This is a genomic window from Gordonia sesuvii (assembly GCF_036350415.1).
Classification (GTDB): Bacteria; Actinomycetota; Actinomycetes; order Mycobacteriales; family Mycobacteriaceae; genus Gordonia; species Gordonia sesuvii.
On sequence record NZ_JAZDUF010000009.1, the window covers coordinates 67,456 to 84,164 of the forward strand.

Sequence of the window (16,709 nt, forward strand, 5' to 3'; positions counted from 1 at the left end):
TGGCGTCGGTTGTGGCAACCGACGTGGGTGGGTCGGATCAGGTGGAGCCGGTGCCGGTCTCGGGGTCGGCCGCTGCTGACCGGGCCGCCGACCGGGCCGCGTCGGCCATCGCCGCCAGCCTGGCTTCAAGCTCAGCATGAGCAGCCGCGTTCGCGATCTCGTCGGCCGTCAGGCCGGGTCGGCCCTTCACCGGTGTCGGTGTCGTCGGTGCCGAGGTGGTCGGATCGGTGGCAGGCTGCGCCGGAGCCGTGCCGCCCGCCGCCGGGTGTGTCTCGGTGGCCGGGACGCGATCCGACGCGTCAGCGGGCATCTGAGGGCGTGTTTTCCACGACCCCCACCGGACACCTCGGAACGGGTCGTAGGTGCCGGTGGCGATCGACGGTGCGCCGAGGGATCGGTCTTCGAGTATGTCGAGCTGCGGATCATAGTGCGGGACTGGATCGCTCATCTCGGCCGCGCCCCGCGAAGTCGGGGGTTGAACAGCACGGCCCGCGCCGCCAGCCGACCGATCGGTGACGGTGGTGACGGTTCCGGGTCGTCAGGCCGGACGGATTCGGCAGCGGCCGTGCTGACCCGGTAGCCCACCAACCCACGAGCGGATCGGGGTGCGCCGCCCACGTGGCGGGTGAACGCCAGCGCGGCTGCGTGACCCGAGGTCGACCGGGACCGGCGAGTCACCCGGTCACCTCGGCGTCGATGGTGCGGCCGAGTGGAAGCTCGACAGGCCCGCTGGCGATCTCGGTGAGCAGGTTGGCGGCGACGGCCGCGAAGTCCTGCTCTCCAAGCCGATGGTCGACATCGACCTGGACGGGCGCATCGAGCCCGAGAAGTTTGGCGACCCTGGCGATGTTGTCGTTGAGCTGCTTGGCGTAGGCGATGACCGCCGCGTCATCGCGGCGGGACCGCGCTTCGGTGAATCCCTGTGCGAGCGTGGTACGCACATGCAGCAGCAGCCGTAGCTCCCGCTGGCGGACCTGCTCGGCGGTCCCGATCGGATTCTGCTGCTTGTATCTGGTCACGGCGAGCTGTGCCGCACTGCGCGATTGCCACCCGAGTTGCCGGGCGATCTCAGCCCAGCTCAGACCCATCGCTTCCAGGAGAACTGCCTGCTCAGTGCGTGCGCGGGACTCAGCGTGTGAGCGTGTCGGTCCGGGTCGCATGTGCCCATTGTGCGCCCAATAGCGTGGTGTTGTCAGTAAGGCGGCCGGAGGCCGGTTCGTGGTGAGCAACACCGACTTTGACTTTGCCCCGGAGGAGGGGTGAAGACTTCGACAGGGCGACACCGTGTTTGAGTTCGCCCCGCCGGAGGGGTGAAGTCGCCGGCAATCGGGTCCAGCGGGTCCGCCGTGTCCGAGTCGGCCGCGCCGGTTCATCAGCTCGGCGGGCGTGGGGCTGAGCAGCTGACCGCCGTGAGCGATCCGGGGACCGCTGGCCGCCGCCGGGCCGGGACCGGTCCGCCGAGGTCCCTGATGCGCTCCAGGCCGCCGTCTGACCGCTCCCCGGTGTTCGGGTGTGGCTGCGACCGGGATCGGCTGCGAGCGGCGCAGCGAGTCTGTCCGCCCGCTGGTCTCGCTGCGCTCGTCCACGACGACCCGTCGCCCGCCGGGGTGTCCGGGGTACCTCGGCCGCCGCTCGGGTGAGGTGGGGTGGAGAAGTGGTCGACTTGGGGGTGGGGTTTCTTCTCCTCCTCCGCACCGGTCCCAAGTCGCCGTGGGGCGCGTCGCGCGCGGCGTGTTCCCGGCAGGGACGATTCTTAGGGATCGAGGGAAAGTCGTACACTTTCAGATTCACGTCATTTCGATTGGGCGGCAACAGGATTGGGCGATCATCGCGAGCAGCGGCCGGGGCGGCGGATTCGTAAGTCGGACACCGAAGTCGGACACCCCAGATCCGGGTCATTCTCGCAGGTCAGACACGGTTTCCGGTCTCCCGGCGGCGGTGTCCGACTTGCCGTCTGACTTGAAGTCGGACGCAAGTCAGACGGTAAGTCGGACACTTGCCGACGACGCCCCGAACGCGCAGGTCAGACACCATTTCCGAGCGGTCGCCAACCCGTCCGACTTCATTTCGGTGAAGTCGGACACCTCGGCGGCGGTCATGCCGTCCGGGGCGGTGGGACCCCGAGCGCGGCGGCCACCTCGGCCGCGTGCTGGTGGCCCGTCTCGGTGAGCTGGTAGTGGAACGTCGTGCCGTTGGGGCCGAGGGTGACGGCGGTGACCAACTCGCCAGGGCGGCTGATCAGCTTGAGCCGCTCGATCAACGCACTGCTGCTCATCCCGTTCGGCATCTGCTTCGCGTCGGCGGCCATCCAGTTCTGCGCGATGAGCAGCGGCCGGAGATGGTCGCGGGCGTCGCGGATGACGGCGGACTGGGTGGGGGCCTGGTGGGGTGCGGCGATCGCCCACAGCAGGCCGTACAGCTGCCAGGCGGCGGCATCGAACGTCGGCGGCACGATCGCGTCCATCGGGTCGACCCCGACCCGGACAGCGAGCGTGTCCCGGTCGCGCTCGGCGATGCGGAGGTCGTCGGCCATCGGGTCCGGGATCGTGACCCCGGTCAGGCCGAACGTCACACCCGCGCTGTCGGACCGCTTGGGCTGATTCTTCTGCCGCCCGTCCGACAGGGTGAGCACGGCGGTGCCCGAGCTCAGGGAGCCGGTCTTGGTCACGGTCAGCCGGGCGGTGATACCGCCCTCGATCGCGTTGGTCCCCCGTGCTGATCCGGTGGTCCGGCCGATCGCGGTGTGGTGGATGAGCAGCACCGCCGGACCGAGCCGGGCGAGTCGCTTACACGCCCACACCAGGGTGCGGGCGTCGTCGGCACTGTTCTCGCTCAGCCCCGCCGAGCACAGATGCTGGGTGTCGAACACGACCATCGCGGCCTCGCAGTCGCGCACCCAGTCCGCCACGAGCGCCATGTGTTCGGGGTCAGAGAAGTAGGCCGCCGCCGACACGATCCGCAACCGGGGCGTCGGCCCGGCCAGCAGCCGGGCCGGGTCGACATCGTGGACGACGCACCAACCCGCCACGCGCCGCACGACTTCATACACGTCATCGTCGGGGGCCAGATAGATCACCGCCCGTCCCTCAGCGGTCAGCGCGCACGAGAACGACAGGGCCAGAAACGACTTGAAGGTGTTGGGCGGCCCGGCGATCTGGACCACCGAGCGGCTGCGGATCTGACCGCTGGTGATCAGGTCGACCGGCGGCACCATCAGCTCGGCCCGGCGGTCGTAATCGAACACCGCCGCTGTCAGATCGACCGTGTCACCTTCATCCTCCCGTCGCGCCCGTCGCTCGGCATCGGTGCGCCGCCGGTAGAACTGGCGGGCCTCCCACTGGTTGCGCTCGGTGATCGCCTCAGCGCGGTCGGCGGCGGTCAGCGGCTCAAACCCGGCCAGCGCGGCCGGATCGCCCCCGGCCCGCACCAGATCCACCAGAGTGGCCCCGTAGACCGGTGCGACCCGTTTGGGCGCGGCGGCGGCCTCGGTCCACTTGTCATGCACGATCGCGGTCGCCACCTCGACAAAGCCGCTGTCGGTCTGGCCGAAACGGTCCCTGAGTTGCGCCAGGGTCACCACCCGGGCGGGGTTGAGTCCGGCGGTGCGGACCGCTGCCTCGGCCGCTGCCGATGCCACCGAATCCGCCACCGCCGCTGTGTCCGCGAGCGCCCGTTCATCCGCGTTGCGTTGCCGGTCGGCCATCGCGCGGGCATGAGCGGCGAACCGGTACCGCTGGCGGTCGGTGTGGGTGGTGCGTAACTGATCAGCGACCCGGTCGATGTCGAGATGGAGGTCACCGGTGTCGTCGCGGCCGAAGTCGCGCGCGCTGGCCTCGGCGACCTCGGCGACCGTCGGCGGGTCGATGCCCAGGGGGACCAGGGTGTCGGTCGGCACGATCGGGATCAGGTCCACGGGTGCGTCCGCCGGTAGCTGCTCCCCGAACGCTCCCAACCCGGCGGTGAGCGTCCGCATCGCCGCCAGCGCGGCCTCACGGCCGTAGATCGCGGTCAGGTCGTTCATCAGTTGCCGGGCCGGTCGCTCGGGCGACACGTGCGCCAGCGCGGCGAAATGTGCAGCGTGGGTGTAGGTCGCGGGTGCTTGCTCGGGTGACTCGTCCTCCGGCGGGTCGGTCAGAGGCGCGGGCGACGCGGAGGTGAACGGATCGTCACCGCCGCTGGCGCTTTCGTCCTTAGCTGGTATTGTCATGATTGCCTTTCATGGATGTTGCTGTTCATTGAGGGTGATCCTTTCGGTGGTGGATCGATCAGTGGTGTGACGGCGGTGGCGAACTCTCCAGGGACGCCATCGCCGTCGCCATCAGATGGTGCTATCGTTCATGCATAGAGCTGTTGCGCCCCTCCTGGGTTAGATGGTTCTGGTCGGCCCGGCGTGCGCGCCGGGCCGTCGTCGTCTCTCGACCATATCCCCACCGATGTGAGGCCGTCTACGAATCCCGCTCCCCCACAACGACTTTGCACTGTAACGGGGGCGTACTGAGACATGACGACGCCCCCCGGCCGAATGGAGGAGACCGGGGGGCGTCCGCATTGGTCCGTGGGCGCAGGAACCACCTCAGGGCCCGATGAAAGGTTAAAGGCCCCACGTCGTGGGTGGCCCTTTCAACGCACACGAACCACGTTTTCTGTTGCGGCTCAGCACGATCACGGGCCGGAGCCCGAGGGCGATCCCTCGGACCCCGGCCCGAAACCTGCTGGCGGGCATCAGGAATCGTCGGTCACTCCGTGGGACCCCGGTACGGGTGCCGGTCCGCGACCTCCCGGGCGGGCATGATCAACACGCCGCCCGCGCCGTCCTCCACGATCGCCATCAGGCGGCCGGAGTCGTGAACCAGGCAGGCCCACAACCAATACGGCACGACCCCCGCACGTTCTATCGGAACCGGCACCGGCTCACTCACCGTGGTGTCGGTATCGGGACGGGCGGCGGACCACGCCTGCTGCGCGAGCCGGGTGAAGGCCGACTCGGTCATCGTCGTCCCGGGCGTGTCCGCCATCGACTCCGGGGTCATCAGGTCATCGGCGACCGCCGCGATCACCCCAACAGGCCACCGGGCTTCGGGCAGGCGCAGCACCCCGCCCCCGAAGTCCTCCACGAACACCGCGATGACGCGGGCTTCCACGTCCAGCACCGTGACGTACCACCGGTGGGACCACGGCCAGTGGTCGTAATCGCCGGGAGCGGGCGTGTCGAGTTTGCCGAACACCTCGTGGTGAGGACTCAGCCCGTCCCGCGCCAGAGCCGATCGGACCCGCCTCTCGAAGTCGTCCAGCGTGGCGAAATACGTGGAGCCCGTGGGCGACTCGGCCCAAAGCTCCTCCGGCGGGCGCAGCCAGGGTGGCAATGAATCATCATCCATCATGGTGGTGTCCTTCTCTAGTAGTCGGGTGGTGGGTTGATCGATTCTACCGACGGCGGCACCGACCGCCTAACGAACCGGTAAGGGCGGCACCGGGATTGGCGGATCAGGAGGCCGGTGCCTGAGGTGGTCCAGCACAGCGGTCGGACCTCGGGGTGACCGGGACCCACCGCTCCCGCCAACCGGTGTGCTTGACTCGAAACAGGCTGGGCGACAACCGGACCCGACCGCGCCGGTGGTATCAGCGGGCCGTGCCCGGGCCGGGATGGAGTACTACTCGCTGCGCATCGTGGTCGCGCCCGCGATGCTCATGTGGTCGCCGCCGACGACAACGTTGCGGTCGCCGACGACATCGGCGATGAGCACGCGCGGTCGGTCATCCTTCTCGGTCATCGGCGGTCCCCGTTCTCCAGCAGGTCCGCGAGCGGCCGCGCGGGGATTCGGATTCGTCGGGGTCCGATCCTAATCGCTGGCAGCTCACCGGACTTCGCCATCTCGTAACAAGCGTCGCGGGAGATACCCAGAAGCCGTGCGGCTTCCGGCACGCTCACCGTGGTGCCACGTTTCAGCGCGGCCTGGGCGACTTTCAGGGTGGGTAGTGCGGACACAGCGGTGCCCCCTTCGGTGGTGTCCTGCTCAACCGTGGGGCGGGCGCAATCCTGCCGGGTACGGCGGTCCACGCCCGGATCGGCGTGACCGAGTTCGACAGTACCGTATCCGGCCAAACTCGGCTAGTCTGACTTTTCGAGACCCGTTGAGCAGCAACGGATCTCAATACCCTGCAACAGTGCAAACTCAATTCACACCACCGCCTACCTGCCCGAACACCACCGAAAGCCGTTACCGCACAGGGCCGCTGCGTCCCTGACCCGAACCACACACCGCCCGCGCCGCAAGCCACGCGCTCGGCTATGGTTCCCGTCCACTGTCCGGGACCGGCCCGGACCGTCTACGAAAGGACACCCCATGAGCCGCCGAGAACCCATCACCCGGAACGTCAGCGCTACCGGCGTGGTCACCTACTCGATCCGCGTCGATGTCGGCGTTGATGAGGCGACCGGCCGCCGCGTGCGACAGCGGTCCACCCACCGCACCCTGGCTGAGGCGAGAGCGGCCTACCGGCGGATCAGCACCGAGGTCGCCGACGGGCGGCACGTGGTGCGGCGGCGGGTCACCGTGGGCGAGTTCCTGACCAGCTGGTTGGACGGCCGCCGAGGGATTCGGGCCGTGACGCTCAGCGGCTACCGCTCCAGCCTGAGCCCGGTCATCGCCCGGCTCGGTCACGTGGAGTTGCAGAAGCTGACCCGGCGACATCTCGATGACCTGGTGACGTGGAGGCTGACCGAGGGCCGCGCGTCCACCCGGCCGCCGCTGTCGGAACTCGCAGCGACCGTGCTGGAATGCGTCCGGGCGGCCGGACCGGCGGGCGTCCGCTACGGCCAGGTGAAGGCCTCCCACGGGGTCCGAGGTGCGGATGCGTTGCGCGCGCTGGTCGACTCGGGCCACCTCGACCGGCCCGAGCGGGGCCGGTACGTGCTGGCCGCCGAGACCGCCACCGCGCGTGCCGGGGTGAAGCCCTACACGGTGGTCATGATGCTCAACACGTTGATCGGCGCGCTGGATGACGCGATCGCCGACGGGCTGCTGGACCGCAATGTCGCACGGACCGTGGAGAAACCGACTTCCACCGCCCCGACGATGGGCCACTGGGATCGCCCGCAGCTTGCCCGGTTCGCCGCGCAGGTCGCCACCGACCGGCTGGCGGCGTGCTGGCAGCTGTCCATGCTCGGGTTGCGGCGGTCGGAGCTGATGGGCGTCACGTGGTCGGCGATCGACACGGCCGCTGGCACGTTGACGATCCGGCAAGGCCGCGCCCGCCTGGGCGGATCGGGTGACGTGCTCGCGCCACCGAAGTCCGCCCGATCGCGCCGGACACTGGCGCTACCGCCCGATGTCGTGGCTGCGCTGTCGGCCCTCAAGGCGACCCAGCAGCAGGAGCGGCTGGCCCTCGGCGTCCCGTGGGACGCGGACGGTTTGATCGTGGTGGACGAGATCGGCGACCCCTACCGGCCGGACCGGTGGACCGAGCAGTTCCAGGCGCACGCGGCCGCCGCCGGTTTGCCACCGATCCGGCTGCACGACCTCAGGCACACCGCCGCGACCGTGCTGTTGTCCGAGGGTCACCAGGTACACGCGGTCGCCGCGTGGTTGGGCCACGACCCGGCGATGACGTTGAGCGTGTACGGCCACGCGTTGCCGTCGGCGACGCAGGCGGCCGGGGCGGCCCTGATCAGCTGACCGGCGGACCCGCTCGGCCCGCTCTCGGCCCGCTCAGGGTGTCGGGACCTCCGGCACCGCGCACGAAACACCCTCTGACATGCCCATAGACCGCACACCGAGAGCCTGGTTGAGCCGGGCACGTTGGTTCTCCCACGCGACGGTCATCGCGAGCTCGGCGATCTGTCGTCGAGAAAGATGACGCGACAGCTCTTCTCGGAGTCGCGTGAGGTCGTCGCCCACGGCGGGCGTGAGTGTCATGGCTTCGGCGTAGCCGATGACGAGCTTCTCCAGGTCCGAGTATGCGGCGCTGTCGCGGTACCGCGGCAGGTCGCGGATCTGCTGTTCGCTGACGCCGCTGTCGTGGGCGAGCGCGGAGCCGATGTCCAGGCAGAACTCGCAGCTGATCAGACCGGCCGCCTTCAGTTCGGCGAGTTCTTTGAGCTTCGGGTCGAGCGCATTGCTGAACAGCAGCGCCGTCTCGTAGACGCCGGTGGCCGCACCGATCTGCGGCCGACGGCCAAGCCATCCGATCAGATCGCCACGATGTCGCTGCGATGACCGAAACGCCTTGCCGAAACCACGGATTCGATTGATTGCGCGCATCGCTCCACCTTTGCAGCCGACAACGTCGTCGTGGGGCGAACAACGAACCACCCCGATCCTTGTCATTCACCTTGGTACTGACCAAAGGTGTCTGACAAGAGGCGGGGTGGTTTCGTGATCTACTTCTCAGGCCGGGCGAACCGAGTTGATCGTCTTCTCGACCTCCCAGAATGCCCGTAGCGCACTCATCTTGCCGTCGGCGTCGGCTCGATAGGTGAACACGCCGTGGGCCTCTGAGACGTGCCCGGCGATGTGGGTGACGATCTTGCCGACGTAGGCGACCTCGTTGCCACAGATGATCTCGTCGTCGAAGACGAACTCGATGCTCTCCGTGGTTGCGATCGACTTGTCCCAGAACTCCGCGATCTGCTCGTGGCCGTGGAAGCCCGTCCCCTCGGGGTCGAACATCGACGGCCCGACCGGGTCCTCCACCGACCCCTCGACGGCAAAGTTCTCCACCCACGCCTGTTTGTCGCGTGCCGCGACGAACTCACGCGACCGGCGACCCGCCACCACGGCGGGATGGTTGTCCCGATCGATGTTCAGGTAGGCCGGTGTCTCCTGGGTCGTCATTTCGTCCCGTAGTCGACCTGGAGTTCCTTGACGCCGTTGATCCAGCCGTGGCGCAGGCGTCGCGGGGACTCCAGTCGGCTGATGTCGGGAACCATGTCGGCGAGGGCGTTGAACATCAGGTTGATCTCCATGCGGGCCAGATTCGCCCCCACGCAGAAGTGCGCTCCGTTGCCGCCGAAACCGACGTGGGGATTCGGGTCGCGCAGGATGTTGAAGGTGAACGGATCGTCGAAGACGTCCTCGTCGTAGTTGGCCGAGCCGTAGAACATGCCGACGCGCTCGCCTTCCTTGATGTCCACTCCACCGATCTGAGTGTCGCGCTTGGCCGATCGCTGGAAACAGTTCACCGGCGTCGCCCACCGAACGATCTCGTCGACCGCTGTTGCGGGGCGCTCCTTCTTGAACAGCTCCCACTGGTCGGGGTGCTCGAGGAAGGCGTTCATTCCATGGCTGATCGCGTTTCGGGTGGTCTCGTTGCCGGCGACCGTCAGGAGGATGAAGAAGAACCCGAACTCGGTCTCGTCGAGGCTCAATCCGTCCATGTCGGCGTTCACCAGCGTCGAGACGATGTCGTCGACCGGATTCTTCCGCCGCTCCTCGGCCATGTTGTAGCCGTAGCCGAGGATCTCGGCCGAGGCCATCTGCGGGTCCTCGCCGTACTCCGGGTCATCGTAGTTCATCATGTTGTTCGACCAGTCGAACAACTTGCCGCGGTCCTCCTCGGGCACACCGAGCAGGTCCGCGATGGCCAGGAGCGGCAGGTCGACGGCGACGTCGTGGACGAAGTCGCCGGTGCCCTTCTCCGCGGCCTTGCGCACGATCGTGCGCGCCGCATCGTCGAGCTTCTCTTCCAGCGAATGCACCGCACGTGGGGTGAACGCCTTGGAGACCAGCTTGCGCAGGCGGGTGTGATCCGGCGGATCGTGGTTGATCAGCAGCGCCTTGGTGACGTCGAGCTGATCCTGCGTCATCTCGTCGTCGAAGCGCATGATCACGCCGTGGGTCGCGGTGGACCAGTCGTCGTTGTTCTTCGAGATCTCCCGGATATGGGCGTGCTTGGAGACCACCCAGTAGCCGCCGTCATGGAAGCCACCCCCCTTGCCGGGCAGCTGGGCATTCCACCAGACGGGAGCCGTCTTGCGCAGCTGCGCGAACTCGTGGACCGGTATGCCCTTCTCGAGCAGGTCCGGGCTGGTGAAGTCCCAGCCCTCCTCCTGCATGAACTGACAGTCGGCCGTAGCGCCCCCGATATCGGCGCCGGTCGTCGCACCCTGAGCCTGGGTCACGTCACACCACCTCGCTGTGAGATTAGAACCTGTTTCAATCTCATTAGAGCACATTGTGACGCCTATGACAGTCCCAGATTGAAACTTGTTCTAGTTTCGGTCGCCGGCAACGCTGCGAGGTGCGGAAATAGTATCAACAGACATTGCGACATCGTCTCGTGGCGGCTCGATGCGTGGTCGACAGAGGACCCACAGCCCCGCGATTGCGGCCGATGGACTCGAATAGGAACTTGTTCTAGTTTGAGTCTGAAGGATGTCGACAGATGAGGAGGCGGGCATGGGTGTGCCGGTGATCGTGGAGGCGGCGCGGACGCCGATCGGCAAGCGGGCCGGGTGGTTGTCGGGACTGCATGCCGAGGAACTCCTCGGCATGACGCAGCGGGGGCTCGTCGAGAAAGCCGGGATCGACCCGGCCATCGTCGAGCAGGTGATCGGCGGCTGCGTCACCCAGGCCGGCGCACAGGCGGGCAACATCACCCGCAAGGCCTGGCTGGCCGCGGGACTCCCGGACACCGCCGGCGCCACCACGATCGATTGCCAGTGCGGCTCGGCGCAGCAGGCCAATCACCTCATCGCCGGGCTCATCGCGACGGACGCCATCGACGTCGGGATCGCCTGCGGCATAGAGATGATGTCCATGGTTCCGCTAGGGGCCAACGTGGGCACCGAAGCCGGTCCCTACCACGCCGATTCGTGGGACATCGACATGCCGAATCAGTTCGCAGCGGCCGAGCGGATCGCGGAGCGTCGCGGAATCACCCGGACCGACACGGACGAGCTCGGCGAACGCAGCCAACGTCTGGCCAAGCAGGCCTGGGCGGAAGGTCGCTTCGACCGGGAAGTGTTGTCCCTCAAGGCGCCCGAGCGGACCAAGGAGGGCGAGTACACCGGCACCATCCTCGACGTCGGCCGCGACCAGGGGCTCCGGGACACGACCATGGAGTCGTTGTCGGCGCTCAAGCCGGTCCTCGAGGGCGGCATCCACACCGCCGGCACCTCGTCACAGATCTCCGACGGTGCCGCCGCGATTCTCATCATGGACGAGGCGAAGGCCCGGGCGCTCGGGCTCACCCCGCGCGCCCGAATCAAAGCGCAAGCGCTCGTCGGCGCAGAGCCCTACTACCACCTCGACGGCCCAGTGCAGTCCACCGAGAAGGTTCTGGCGAAGTCCGGGATGTCGTTGTCGGACATCGACATCGTGGAGATCAACGAGGCGTTCGCGTCGGTGGTGCTCAGCTGGGCGCGGGTGCACGGCGCCGACATGGACAAGGTGAACGTCAACGGTGGCGCGATCGCCCTCGGACATCCGGTGGGGAGCACCGGATCCCGACTCATCACGACCGCCCTGCACGAGCTGGAGCGCAGCGACGGCCAGACCGCCCTCATCACCATGTGCGCCGGCGGCGCACTGTCCACCGGCACGATCATCGAGCGCATCTGATGCCACTACTCGATCCCGCCAAGCGGCCCGATCAGCTCGGTTCCCCGCTCGTGGCGAAGATGATCAAGATCGGCTCGCGCGTCAACACCAAGCTGTACAAGGCAACTGGGGGCCGGCTTGGGAAGTACTGGCGAGTCGGCGCGGGGTTCGGCAAGCCGGTACCGGTCTGCTTGCTCACCACCACCGGCCGTAAATCCGGTGAACCGCGCACCGCGCCACTGATCTTCCTGCGCAAGGGCGACACGTTCGTCCTCGTCGCGTCGCAGGGAGGACTCCCGAAGAACCCTGCCTGGTACCTGAACCTGGTCGCCGATCCGAAAGTCACGATCCAGGTGGGCAAGGAGACGTTCGATCTGACCGCCCGCACCGCGTCCGAGGCCGAGCATGCGGAACTGTGGCCGGAACTCGTTGCCACATATGCGGATTTCGACACCTACGCCGCATGGACCGATCGGACGATCCCGGTGGTGATCTGCGAGCCCCGTTGATCGGAAGGATCGCACCCCCTGACCCCTGAGGAGGTCCGGAGCGCTAGCGAAGGACCGTCACGAAGGGTCGCCACTCACCCACCGGCCGCCATCGCCCGCACCGCTGCACCGGCCCAGGCATCGATGAAGCCCCGGACGTCATCGACCGAACGCTCCGGATCCCCCGGGTCGATAACCATGGATTGCAATGTGCGCAACACGATTTCGATGACGACCTCGAGACCGGCATCCGAGTACCCACGCCCGGCCCAGTCGACGTCCATCCGCTCGATGATCGAACGGGCGAACACACGGCCGATCTCCGAGGTGAACTCGCCGACGATGGGCGCACTCACGCGGTCGGCACGCAACAGCAGCCCCACATAGTCGTCGCGACGCAGTTCTTCGAGGACCGCCACCAACCCTTCGACGACCGCAACATCGGGCGCCTCGATTCCCCGCAGCTGCACGGCCATCCGCTCGAGCAACGCGTCGACGGCGTCGACGGCAGTGGCGGCGAGAAGCTCATCAGTGCTTCCGAAGTAGCGGTACACCGTTTGGCGGGTGACCCCGAGTTCGCGGGCGACGTCGGCGATGCTCGTCGCCGCCCCACGAGTGTCGATGACAGTTCTCGTCGCCGCCAGGATCCGCGATCGCGCCTCCGCATCGTTGACCGGAACGCGTCCTCCCCATCCATGGGTTCGCATCAGCAGCACTCACCTGCGCACACGTATCCCGTCATGGCGCATCAGCCTATCGGCCGCCCACCGCGCACCACACCGATTCGGCCGACCATACGGATCATGAGTTGGTGTATGGTGTAGTGACTGCCGCCACAATGTGGCGCATCGTGCCGTCGTGACCAGGAGGTTCCCGTGACCGCAACGACCGACCTGGGGTCCGTCAGCCCCGGCTTCGACTTCACCGACCCGGACGTCCTCGAGCAGGGAATCCCGATCACAGAGTTCGCCGAGCTACGCAAGACCGCGCCGGTCTGGTGGAACGCGCAGCCGGTCGGCACGTCAGGATTCACCGACGGCGGGTTCTGGGTCATCTCCAAACACGCGCACATCCGGGAGATCTCGAAGAACAATCAGGTGTGGTCGACCAACGCGAACGGTGCGATCATCCGCTTGCCCGACTACGTCACGCCAGATCAGATCGAGTTCACCAAAGCTCTACTGGTGAACCATGATCCGCCCGAACACACCCGGCTTCGCAAGATCGTGTCGCGCATCTTCACACCGCGCGCGGTGTCGATGCTCGAGGAGAACCTCACGACGTCGGCACGAGAGATCGTGCGCGACGCCGCGGAGAAGGGCAATGGGAACTTCGTCGACGACATCGCGATCCACCTTCCGTTACAGGCGATCCTGGACCTGATCGGCATCCCGCACCCGGATCGGGCCCGCATCCACGAACTCGTCGACGCGATCATCAACAGCGACGATCCCGACCAGACCATCGATCCGACGACCGCGAACGCCGAACTGCTCGGCTATGCCTATTCGATGGCCGAGGATCGTCGCGCCAACCCCCGCGACGACATCGTCACCACGCTGGTGCAGGCCGACATCGACGGCGAAGCGCTCACCGAGGCCGAGTTCGGCTTCTTCGTCATCCTGCTCATCACCGCCGGCAACGAGACCACGCGCAACGCGACCACCCACGGCCTGAACGCCTTCATGGATCGGCCCGACCAATGGGACCTCTACAAGCGCGAGCGCCCGGCCACCGCGATCGAAGAGATCCTCCGCTGGTCCTCTCCGGTGCACGCGTTCCAGCGCACGGCACTCGTCGATACCCGCATCGGGGACCAGGACATCGCACAAGGGCAACGCGTCGGGTTGTTCTACAGCTCGGCCAACTACGACGAGGACGTGTTCACCGACCCGTTCCGGTTGGACATCACCCGCGACCCCAATCCGCATCTCGCGTTCGGCGGCAGCGGTGCACACTTCTGTATCGGCGCCAATCTCGCTCGGCTCGAACTGAACCTGATCTTCAATGCGATCGCCGACGAACTACCCGACATCACCCGGGTCGGTGACATGCGCCGTGTCCGATCGGGGTGGCTCAACGGGGTGAAAGATCTGCCGGTGGTCTACCGCCCATAGGTGCAAACTCTGGCCGCACTTCAGATTCCGGCGTGGAATCGGAAGTGCGGCCAGAAGCTGTAGGTGCGGCCAGAACGGCCCGATCAGCCCACCCCGCGGCCCGACCCCTTCCAGAACTGCGCACGCAGAGCCTTCTTGTCCGGCTTGCCGAGAGCGGTCAGCGGTAGCGAATCGGCGAACACGACCTGCTTGGGCGACTGGACGGCACCCTTGCGGTCTTTCACCGACTGCTGGATCTCGGCGGTGATCCGTTCCTTCGCGGCGTCGTCGGATGCGACGTCGCCACGCAGGACCACCACGGCGGTGACGGCTTCCCCCCACTTGTCATCGGGCACCCCGATCACACCGACTTGGCCGACCGAGGGATGCTCGGCGACAACGTCTTCCACCTCGCGCGGGAACACGTTGAAGCCGCCGGTGACGATCATGTCCTTGGTCCGGTCGACGATGTACCAGAAACCGTCCTCGTCTTCCCGTGCCACGTCCCCGGTGCGCAGCCATCCGTCGCGGAAGGTCTCCGCGGTCTGCTCGGGCAGCCCCCAGTAGCCGCCGGCCAGCAACGGACCCGCGACACAGATCTCACCGGGTTCCCCTTGCGGCACCGGCTTGTCGTCGGGCCCCAAGAGCGCGGTACGCAGGAACGCCGACGGCCGTCCACAGCTACTGAGCCGCCGCGGGTCGTCGCCCGGCTTCGGGTGTTCGTTCTTGCCGAGGTAGCTGATCACCATCGGCGCCTCGGACTGGCCATAGTACTGCGCGAAGATCGGCCCGAACCGTTCGATGGCCTCGGCGAGGCGCACCGGATTGATCGGCGACGCACCGTAATAGACGGTTTCCAGCGACGACAGATCGCGCGTCCGGGAATCCGGATGATCCATCAGGGCGTAGAGCATCGACGGCACCAGCATCGTCGCCGTGATGCGCTGCTCCTCGATCACCCGAAGCACCTCGGCGGGATCGAACTTGGCCATCACGATCATCGTGCCCCCCTTGATGAGCGTGGGGACGAAGAACGCCGCTCCGGCGTGCGACAGCGGGGTGCACATCAGGAAGCGGGGATTCTCCGGCCATTCCCACTCGGAGAGCTGGATCTGCGTCATCGTCGACATGGCACGGGCCGTACCGATGACGCCCTTCGGCTTGCCCGTGGTGCCGCCGGTGTAGGTGATGGACACCACGTGCTCGGGCGGGAGATCTGCGGCCACAAGCGGTCTGGGTGAGTAGTTCTCCGCCTCTGCCACCACGTCGCGGCCGTAGGCGGCCAGTTCCTCGGGGACCGGCCCCAGGGTGAGCACCTGCTTGAGGCTGTCGACCCGATCGACGAGAGCGGCCGCGCGTTCGACAAACATCGGCACCGGATCGATGACCAGCGTGGTGACGCCCGCGTCAGAGAGCACGTAGGCATGATCGTCCAGCGACCCGAGTGGGTGCAGCGCGGTGCGGCGCCAGCCCTGGGTCTGTCCCGCACCGATCACCAGCAGCACCTCCGGGCGATTGAGGGCCAGGAGTCCGACGGTCGCACCAGTCCCCGCACCCATCGCCTCGAACGCCTGCTGGTACCGGCTGACAGCGTCCGCCATCTCGCGGCCGGTGAGTTCGGTGTCACCGAGGAACAGCACCTTGCGATCCGCATGTCGACGCAATGCGGCCACGAGAAGGTCGCCGAGGTGGGTCCCACCGCGCAGGTGGTCGAAATCAGTCGTCGATTCCTGAGCATCAGTCATGGTGATCAAGACTAGGACGTGTTACAGCGATTGGGAAGGAGATCAGCGTCATCAAGCTCATGACGTGGCAGTATCACCGAGTTCGGACCACTCGAAACAGATAGAACGTGTTTCATTTCGGGAATTGGGGTCTACCCGACTACGCGCACCGCCCCCAGGTGCTGAACTAAGATCGGTGACCATGACCGATCTGGATCTGGCCACCGCCCGCCGCGACATCACCGACGCACTCCTGACCGCCCTCGAGCGTCGGCACGAGGTCCTCGACGCGATCGTCGACGCCGAGAACCGCGACGAGGCGGTCGAGTCCGTCGCCAAGCTGCTCGACAAGTCCACCCTGGGCGCCGAGGCGATCCTGGGGATGTCCTTCTATCAACTCACCAAGGACGAGCGCCGCAAGAACCAGGCGGAACTCGACGACCTCAACAACGCCCTGACCTTCACCCTCGCCGAGCGTCCCGCGAGCAGCGGCGACTCGCTCGAACTGCGGCCATTCGACCCCAGCGCCGACGCAGACCTGTTCCGGACGCGCACAGAGGAACTCAAGGTCGCAGGCGATGGATCGGGCTCCCCGGCCGGTGACATCGCGGACGAGATCGCCAAGGCCACCGAGCGCGTGGACAACGAGGACGCCGTCTGGCTCGTCGGCGTGGACGGCGGCACCAAGGTCGGTTTCGTCTTCGGTGAACTCACCGGCGGCGAGGTCGACGTCCGGATCTGGATCCATCCGGATCAGCGCAAGAAGGGCTATGGGACGGCGTGCCTGCGCAAGTCGCGCTCGGAGATGGCCGCCCTGTTCCCCGGTGTCCATATGGTGGTGCGAGCCCCGAGCGCCTAGGA

The 16,709-nt window shown here is 67.0% G+C and carries 16 protein-coding genes; 5 read left to right on the forward strand and 11 right to left on the reverse strand.

From position 1 onward, the window contains the following. Positions 1 to 37 precede the first annotated feature (37 nt). The 6 genes from VZC37_RS22915 to VZC37_RS22940 all read right to left on the reverse strand — a co-directional run bounded on the left by VZC37_RS22915 (position 38) and on the right by VZC37_RS22940 (position 6,103). Positions 38 to 448, reverse strand: a complete 411-nt coding sequence (locus VZC37_RS22915) for a hypothetical protein (protein ID WP_330436155.1) — start codon at positions 446 to 448, stop codon at positions 38 to 40. Next, on the reverse strand, positions 445 to 678 hold the full coding sequence (locus VZC37_RS22920) for a hypothetical protein (protein WP_330436157.1): 234 nt from the start codon (positions 676 to 678) through the stop codon (positions 445 to 447). The genes VZC37_RS22915 and VZC37_RS22920 overlap by 4 nt, the downstream gene beginning before the upstream one ends. Then, positions 675 to 1,088, reverse strand: a complete 414-nt coding sequence (locus VZC37_RS22925; protein ID WP_330436159.1) for a hypothetical protein — start codon at positions 1,086 to 1,088, stop codon at positions 675 to 677. Before VZC37_RS22925 ends, VZC37_RS22920 begins: the two co-directional genes overlap by 4 nt. A 1,007-nt stretch (positions 1,089 to 2,095) precedes the next feature. Next, positions 2,096 to 4,207, reverse strand: coding sequence for an AAA family ATPase (locus tag VZC37_RS22930; RefSeq protein ID WP_330436161.1), 2,112 nt, complete (start codon positions 4,205 to 4,207; stop codon positions 2,096 to 2,098). A 529-nt stretch (positions 4,208 to 4,736) separates the two neighbouring features. Beyond that, positions 4,737 to 5,381 (reverse strand): hypothetical protein, encoded by a 645-nt coding sequence (locus VZC37_RS22935; protein WP_330436163.1) that lies wholly within the window; start codon positions 5,379 to 5,381, stop codon positions 4,737 to 4,739. Between the two features lie 386 nt (positions 5,382 to 5,767). Continuing rightward, a complete protein-coding gene (locus VZC37_RS22940; protein ID WP_330436165.1) occupies positions 5,768 to 6,103 on the reverse strand; it encodes a helix-turn-helix domain-containing protein in 336 nt (111 codons plus the stop codon). A gap of 241 nt (positions 6,104 to 6,344) precedes the next feature. Between VZC37_RS22940 and VZC37_RS22945 the strand changes: the two genes are divergently transcribed. Further along, positions 6,345 to 7,676, forward strand: coding sequence for a site-specific integrase (locus tag VZC37_RS22945; protein WP_330436167.1), 1,332 nt, complete (start codon positions 6,345 to 6,347; stop codon positions 7,674 to 7,676). Positions 7,677 to 7,709: 33 nt separating this feature from the next. Here VZC37_RS22945 and VZC37_RS22950 read toward each other — a convergent pair whose 3' ends face one another. From VZC37_RS22950 to VZC37_RS22960, 3 genes are all read right to left on the reverse strand, one after another. After that, positions 7,710 to 8,261 (reverse strand): carboxymuconolactone decarboxylase family protein, encoded by a 552-nt coding sequence (locus VZC37_RS22950; RefSeq protein WP_330436169.1) that lies wholly within the window; start codon positions 8,259 to 8,261, stop codon positions 7,710 to 7,712. 126 nt (positions 8,262 to 8,387) lie between these two features. Beyond that, positions 8,388 to 8,834, reverse strand: a complete 447-nt coding sequence (locus VZC37_RS22955; RefSeq protein WP_330436171.1) for a nuclear transport factor 2 family protein — start codon at positions 8,832 to 8,834, stop codon at positions 8,388 to 8,390. After that, positions 8,831 to 10,120 (reverse strand): cytochrome P450, encoded by a 1,290-nt coding sequence (locus VZC37_RS22960; RefSeq protein ID WP_431309476.1) that lies wholly within the window; start codon positions 10,118 to 10,120, stop codon positions 8,831 to 8,833. The genes VZC37_RS22955 and VZC37_RS22960 overlap by 4 nt, the downstream gene beginning before the upstream one ends. Before the next feature lie 277 nt (positions 10,121 to 10,397). Between VZC37_RS22960 and VZC37_RS22965 the strand changes: the two genes are divergently transcribed. Both VZC37_RS22965 and VZC37_RS22970 read left to right on the forward strand, forming a co-directional pair. Continuing rightward, positions 10,398 to 11,561, forward strand: a complete 1,164-nt coding sequence (locus VZC37_RS22965; protein ID WP_330436390.1) for a steroid 3-ketoacyl-CoA thiolase — start codon at positions 10,398 to 10,400, stop codon at positions 11,559 to 11,561. Further along, complete coding sequence (locus VZC37_RS22970) at positions 11,561 to 12,049, forward strand: nitroreductase family deazaflavin-dependent oxidoreductase (protein ID WP_330436173.1); 489 nt, start codon at positions 11,561 to 11,563, stop codon at positions 12,047 to 12,049. Before VZC37_RS22965 ends, VZC37_RS22970 begins: the two co-directional genes overlap by 1 nt. A gap of 74 nt (positions 12,050 to 12,123) precedes the next feature. On the opposite strand, the gene VZC37_RS22975 is transcribed toward VZC37_RS22970, so the two are convergent. Beyond that, complete coding sequence (locus VZC37_RS22975; RefSeq protein ID WP_330436175.1) at positions 12,124 to 12,735, reverse strand: TetR/AcrR family transcriptional regulator; 612 nt, start codon at positions 12,733 to 12,735, stop codon at positions 12,124 to 12,126. A gap of 168 nt (positions 12,736 to 12,903) precedes the next feature. Here VZC37_RS22975 and VZC37_RS22980 point away from each other — a divergent pair, with 168 nt between their 5' ends. After that, positions 12,904 to 14,145, forward strand: a complete 1,242-nt coding sequence (locus VZC37_RS22980; RefSeq protein WP_330436177.1) for a cytochrome P450 — start codon at positions 12,904 to 12,906, stop codon at positions 14,143 to 14,145. 83 nt (positions 14,146 to 14,228) lie between these two features. Here the strand turns inward: VZC37_RS22980 and fadD8 are convergent, their stop codons facing one another. Next, positions 14,229 to 15,869 carry a fatty-acid--CoA ligase FadD8 gene (fadD8, locus tag VZC37_RS22985; protein ID WP_330436178.1) on the reverse strand — a complete coding sequence of 547 codons (1,641 nt, stop codon included), beginning with the start codon at positions 15,867 to 15,869 and terminating at the stop codon, positions 14,229 to 14,231. 181 nt (positions 15,870 to 16,050) lie between these two features. Here fadD8 and VZC37_RS22990 point away from each other — a divergent pair, with 181 nt between their 5' ends. Further along, positions 16,051 to 16,707, forward strand: coding sequence for a GNAT family N-acetyltransferase (locus tag VZC37_RS22990; protein ID WP_330436179.1), 657 nt, complete (start codon positions 16,051 to 16,053; stop codon positions 16,705 to 16,707). Positions 16,708 to 16,709: the final 2 nt, after the last annotated feature.

Coding starts and splice junctions, on each gene's coding strand:
- VZC37_RS22965 (WP_330436390.1), top strand. CDS start 10,398: ATGGGTGTGCCGGTGATCGTGGAGGCGGCGCGGACGCCGATCGGCAAG.
- VZC37_RS22950 (WP_330436169.1), bottom strand. CDS start 8,261: ATGCGCGCAATCAATCGAATCCGTGGTTTCGGCAAGGCGTTTCGGTCA.
- VZC37_RS22915 (WP_330436155.1), bottom strand. CDS start 448: ATGAGCGATCCAGTCCCGCACTATGATCCGCAGCTCGACATACTCGAA.
- VZC37_RS22945 (WP_330436167.1), top strand. CDS start 6,345: ATGAGCCGCCGAGAACCCATCACCCGGAACGTCAGCGCTACCGGCGTG.
- VZC37_RS22930 (WP_330436161.1), bottom strand. CDS start 4,207: ATGACAATACCAGCTAAGGACGAAAGCGCCAGCGGCGGTGACGATCCG.
- VZC37_RS22955 (WP_330436171.1), bottom strand. CDS start 8,834: ATGACGACCCAGGAGACACCGGCCTACCTGAACATCGATCGGGACAAC.
- fadD8 (WP_330436178.1), bottom strand. CDS start 15,869: ATGACTGATGCTCAGGAATCGACGACTGATTTCGACCACCTGCGCGGT.
- VZC37_RS22935 (WP_330436163.1), bottom strand. CDS start 5,381: ATGATGGATGATGATTCATTGCCACCCTGGCTGCGCCCGCCGGAGGAG.
- VZC37_RS22975 (WP_330436175.1), bottom strand. CDS start 12,735: ATGCGAACCCATGGATGGGGAGGACGCGTTCCGGTCAACGATGCGGAG.
- VZC37_RS22925 (WP_330436159.1), bottom strand. CDS start 1,088: ATGGGTCTGAGCTGGGCTGAGATCGCCCGGCAACTCGGGTGGCAATCG.
- VZC37_RS22970 (WP_330436173.1), top strand. CDS start 11,561: ATGCCACTACTCGATCCCGCCAAGCGGCCCGATCAGCTCGGTTCCCCG.
- VZC37_RS22990 (WP_330436179.1), top strand. CDS start 16,051: ATGACCGATCTGGATCTGGCCACCGCCCGCCGCGACATCACCGACGCA.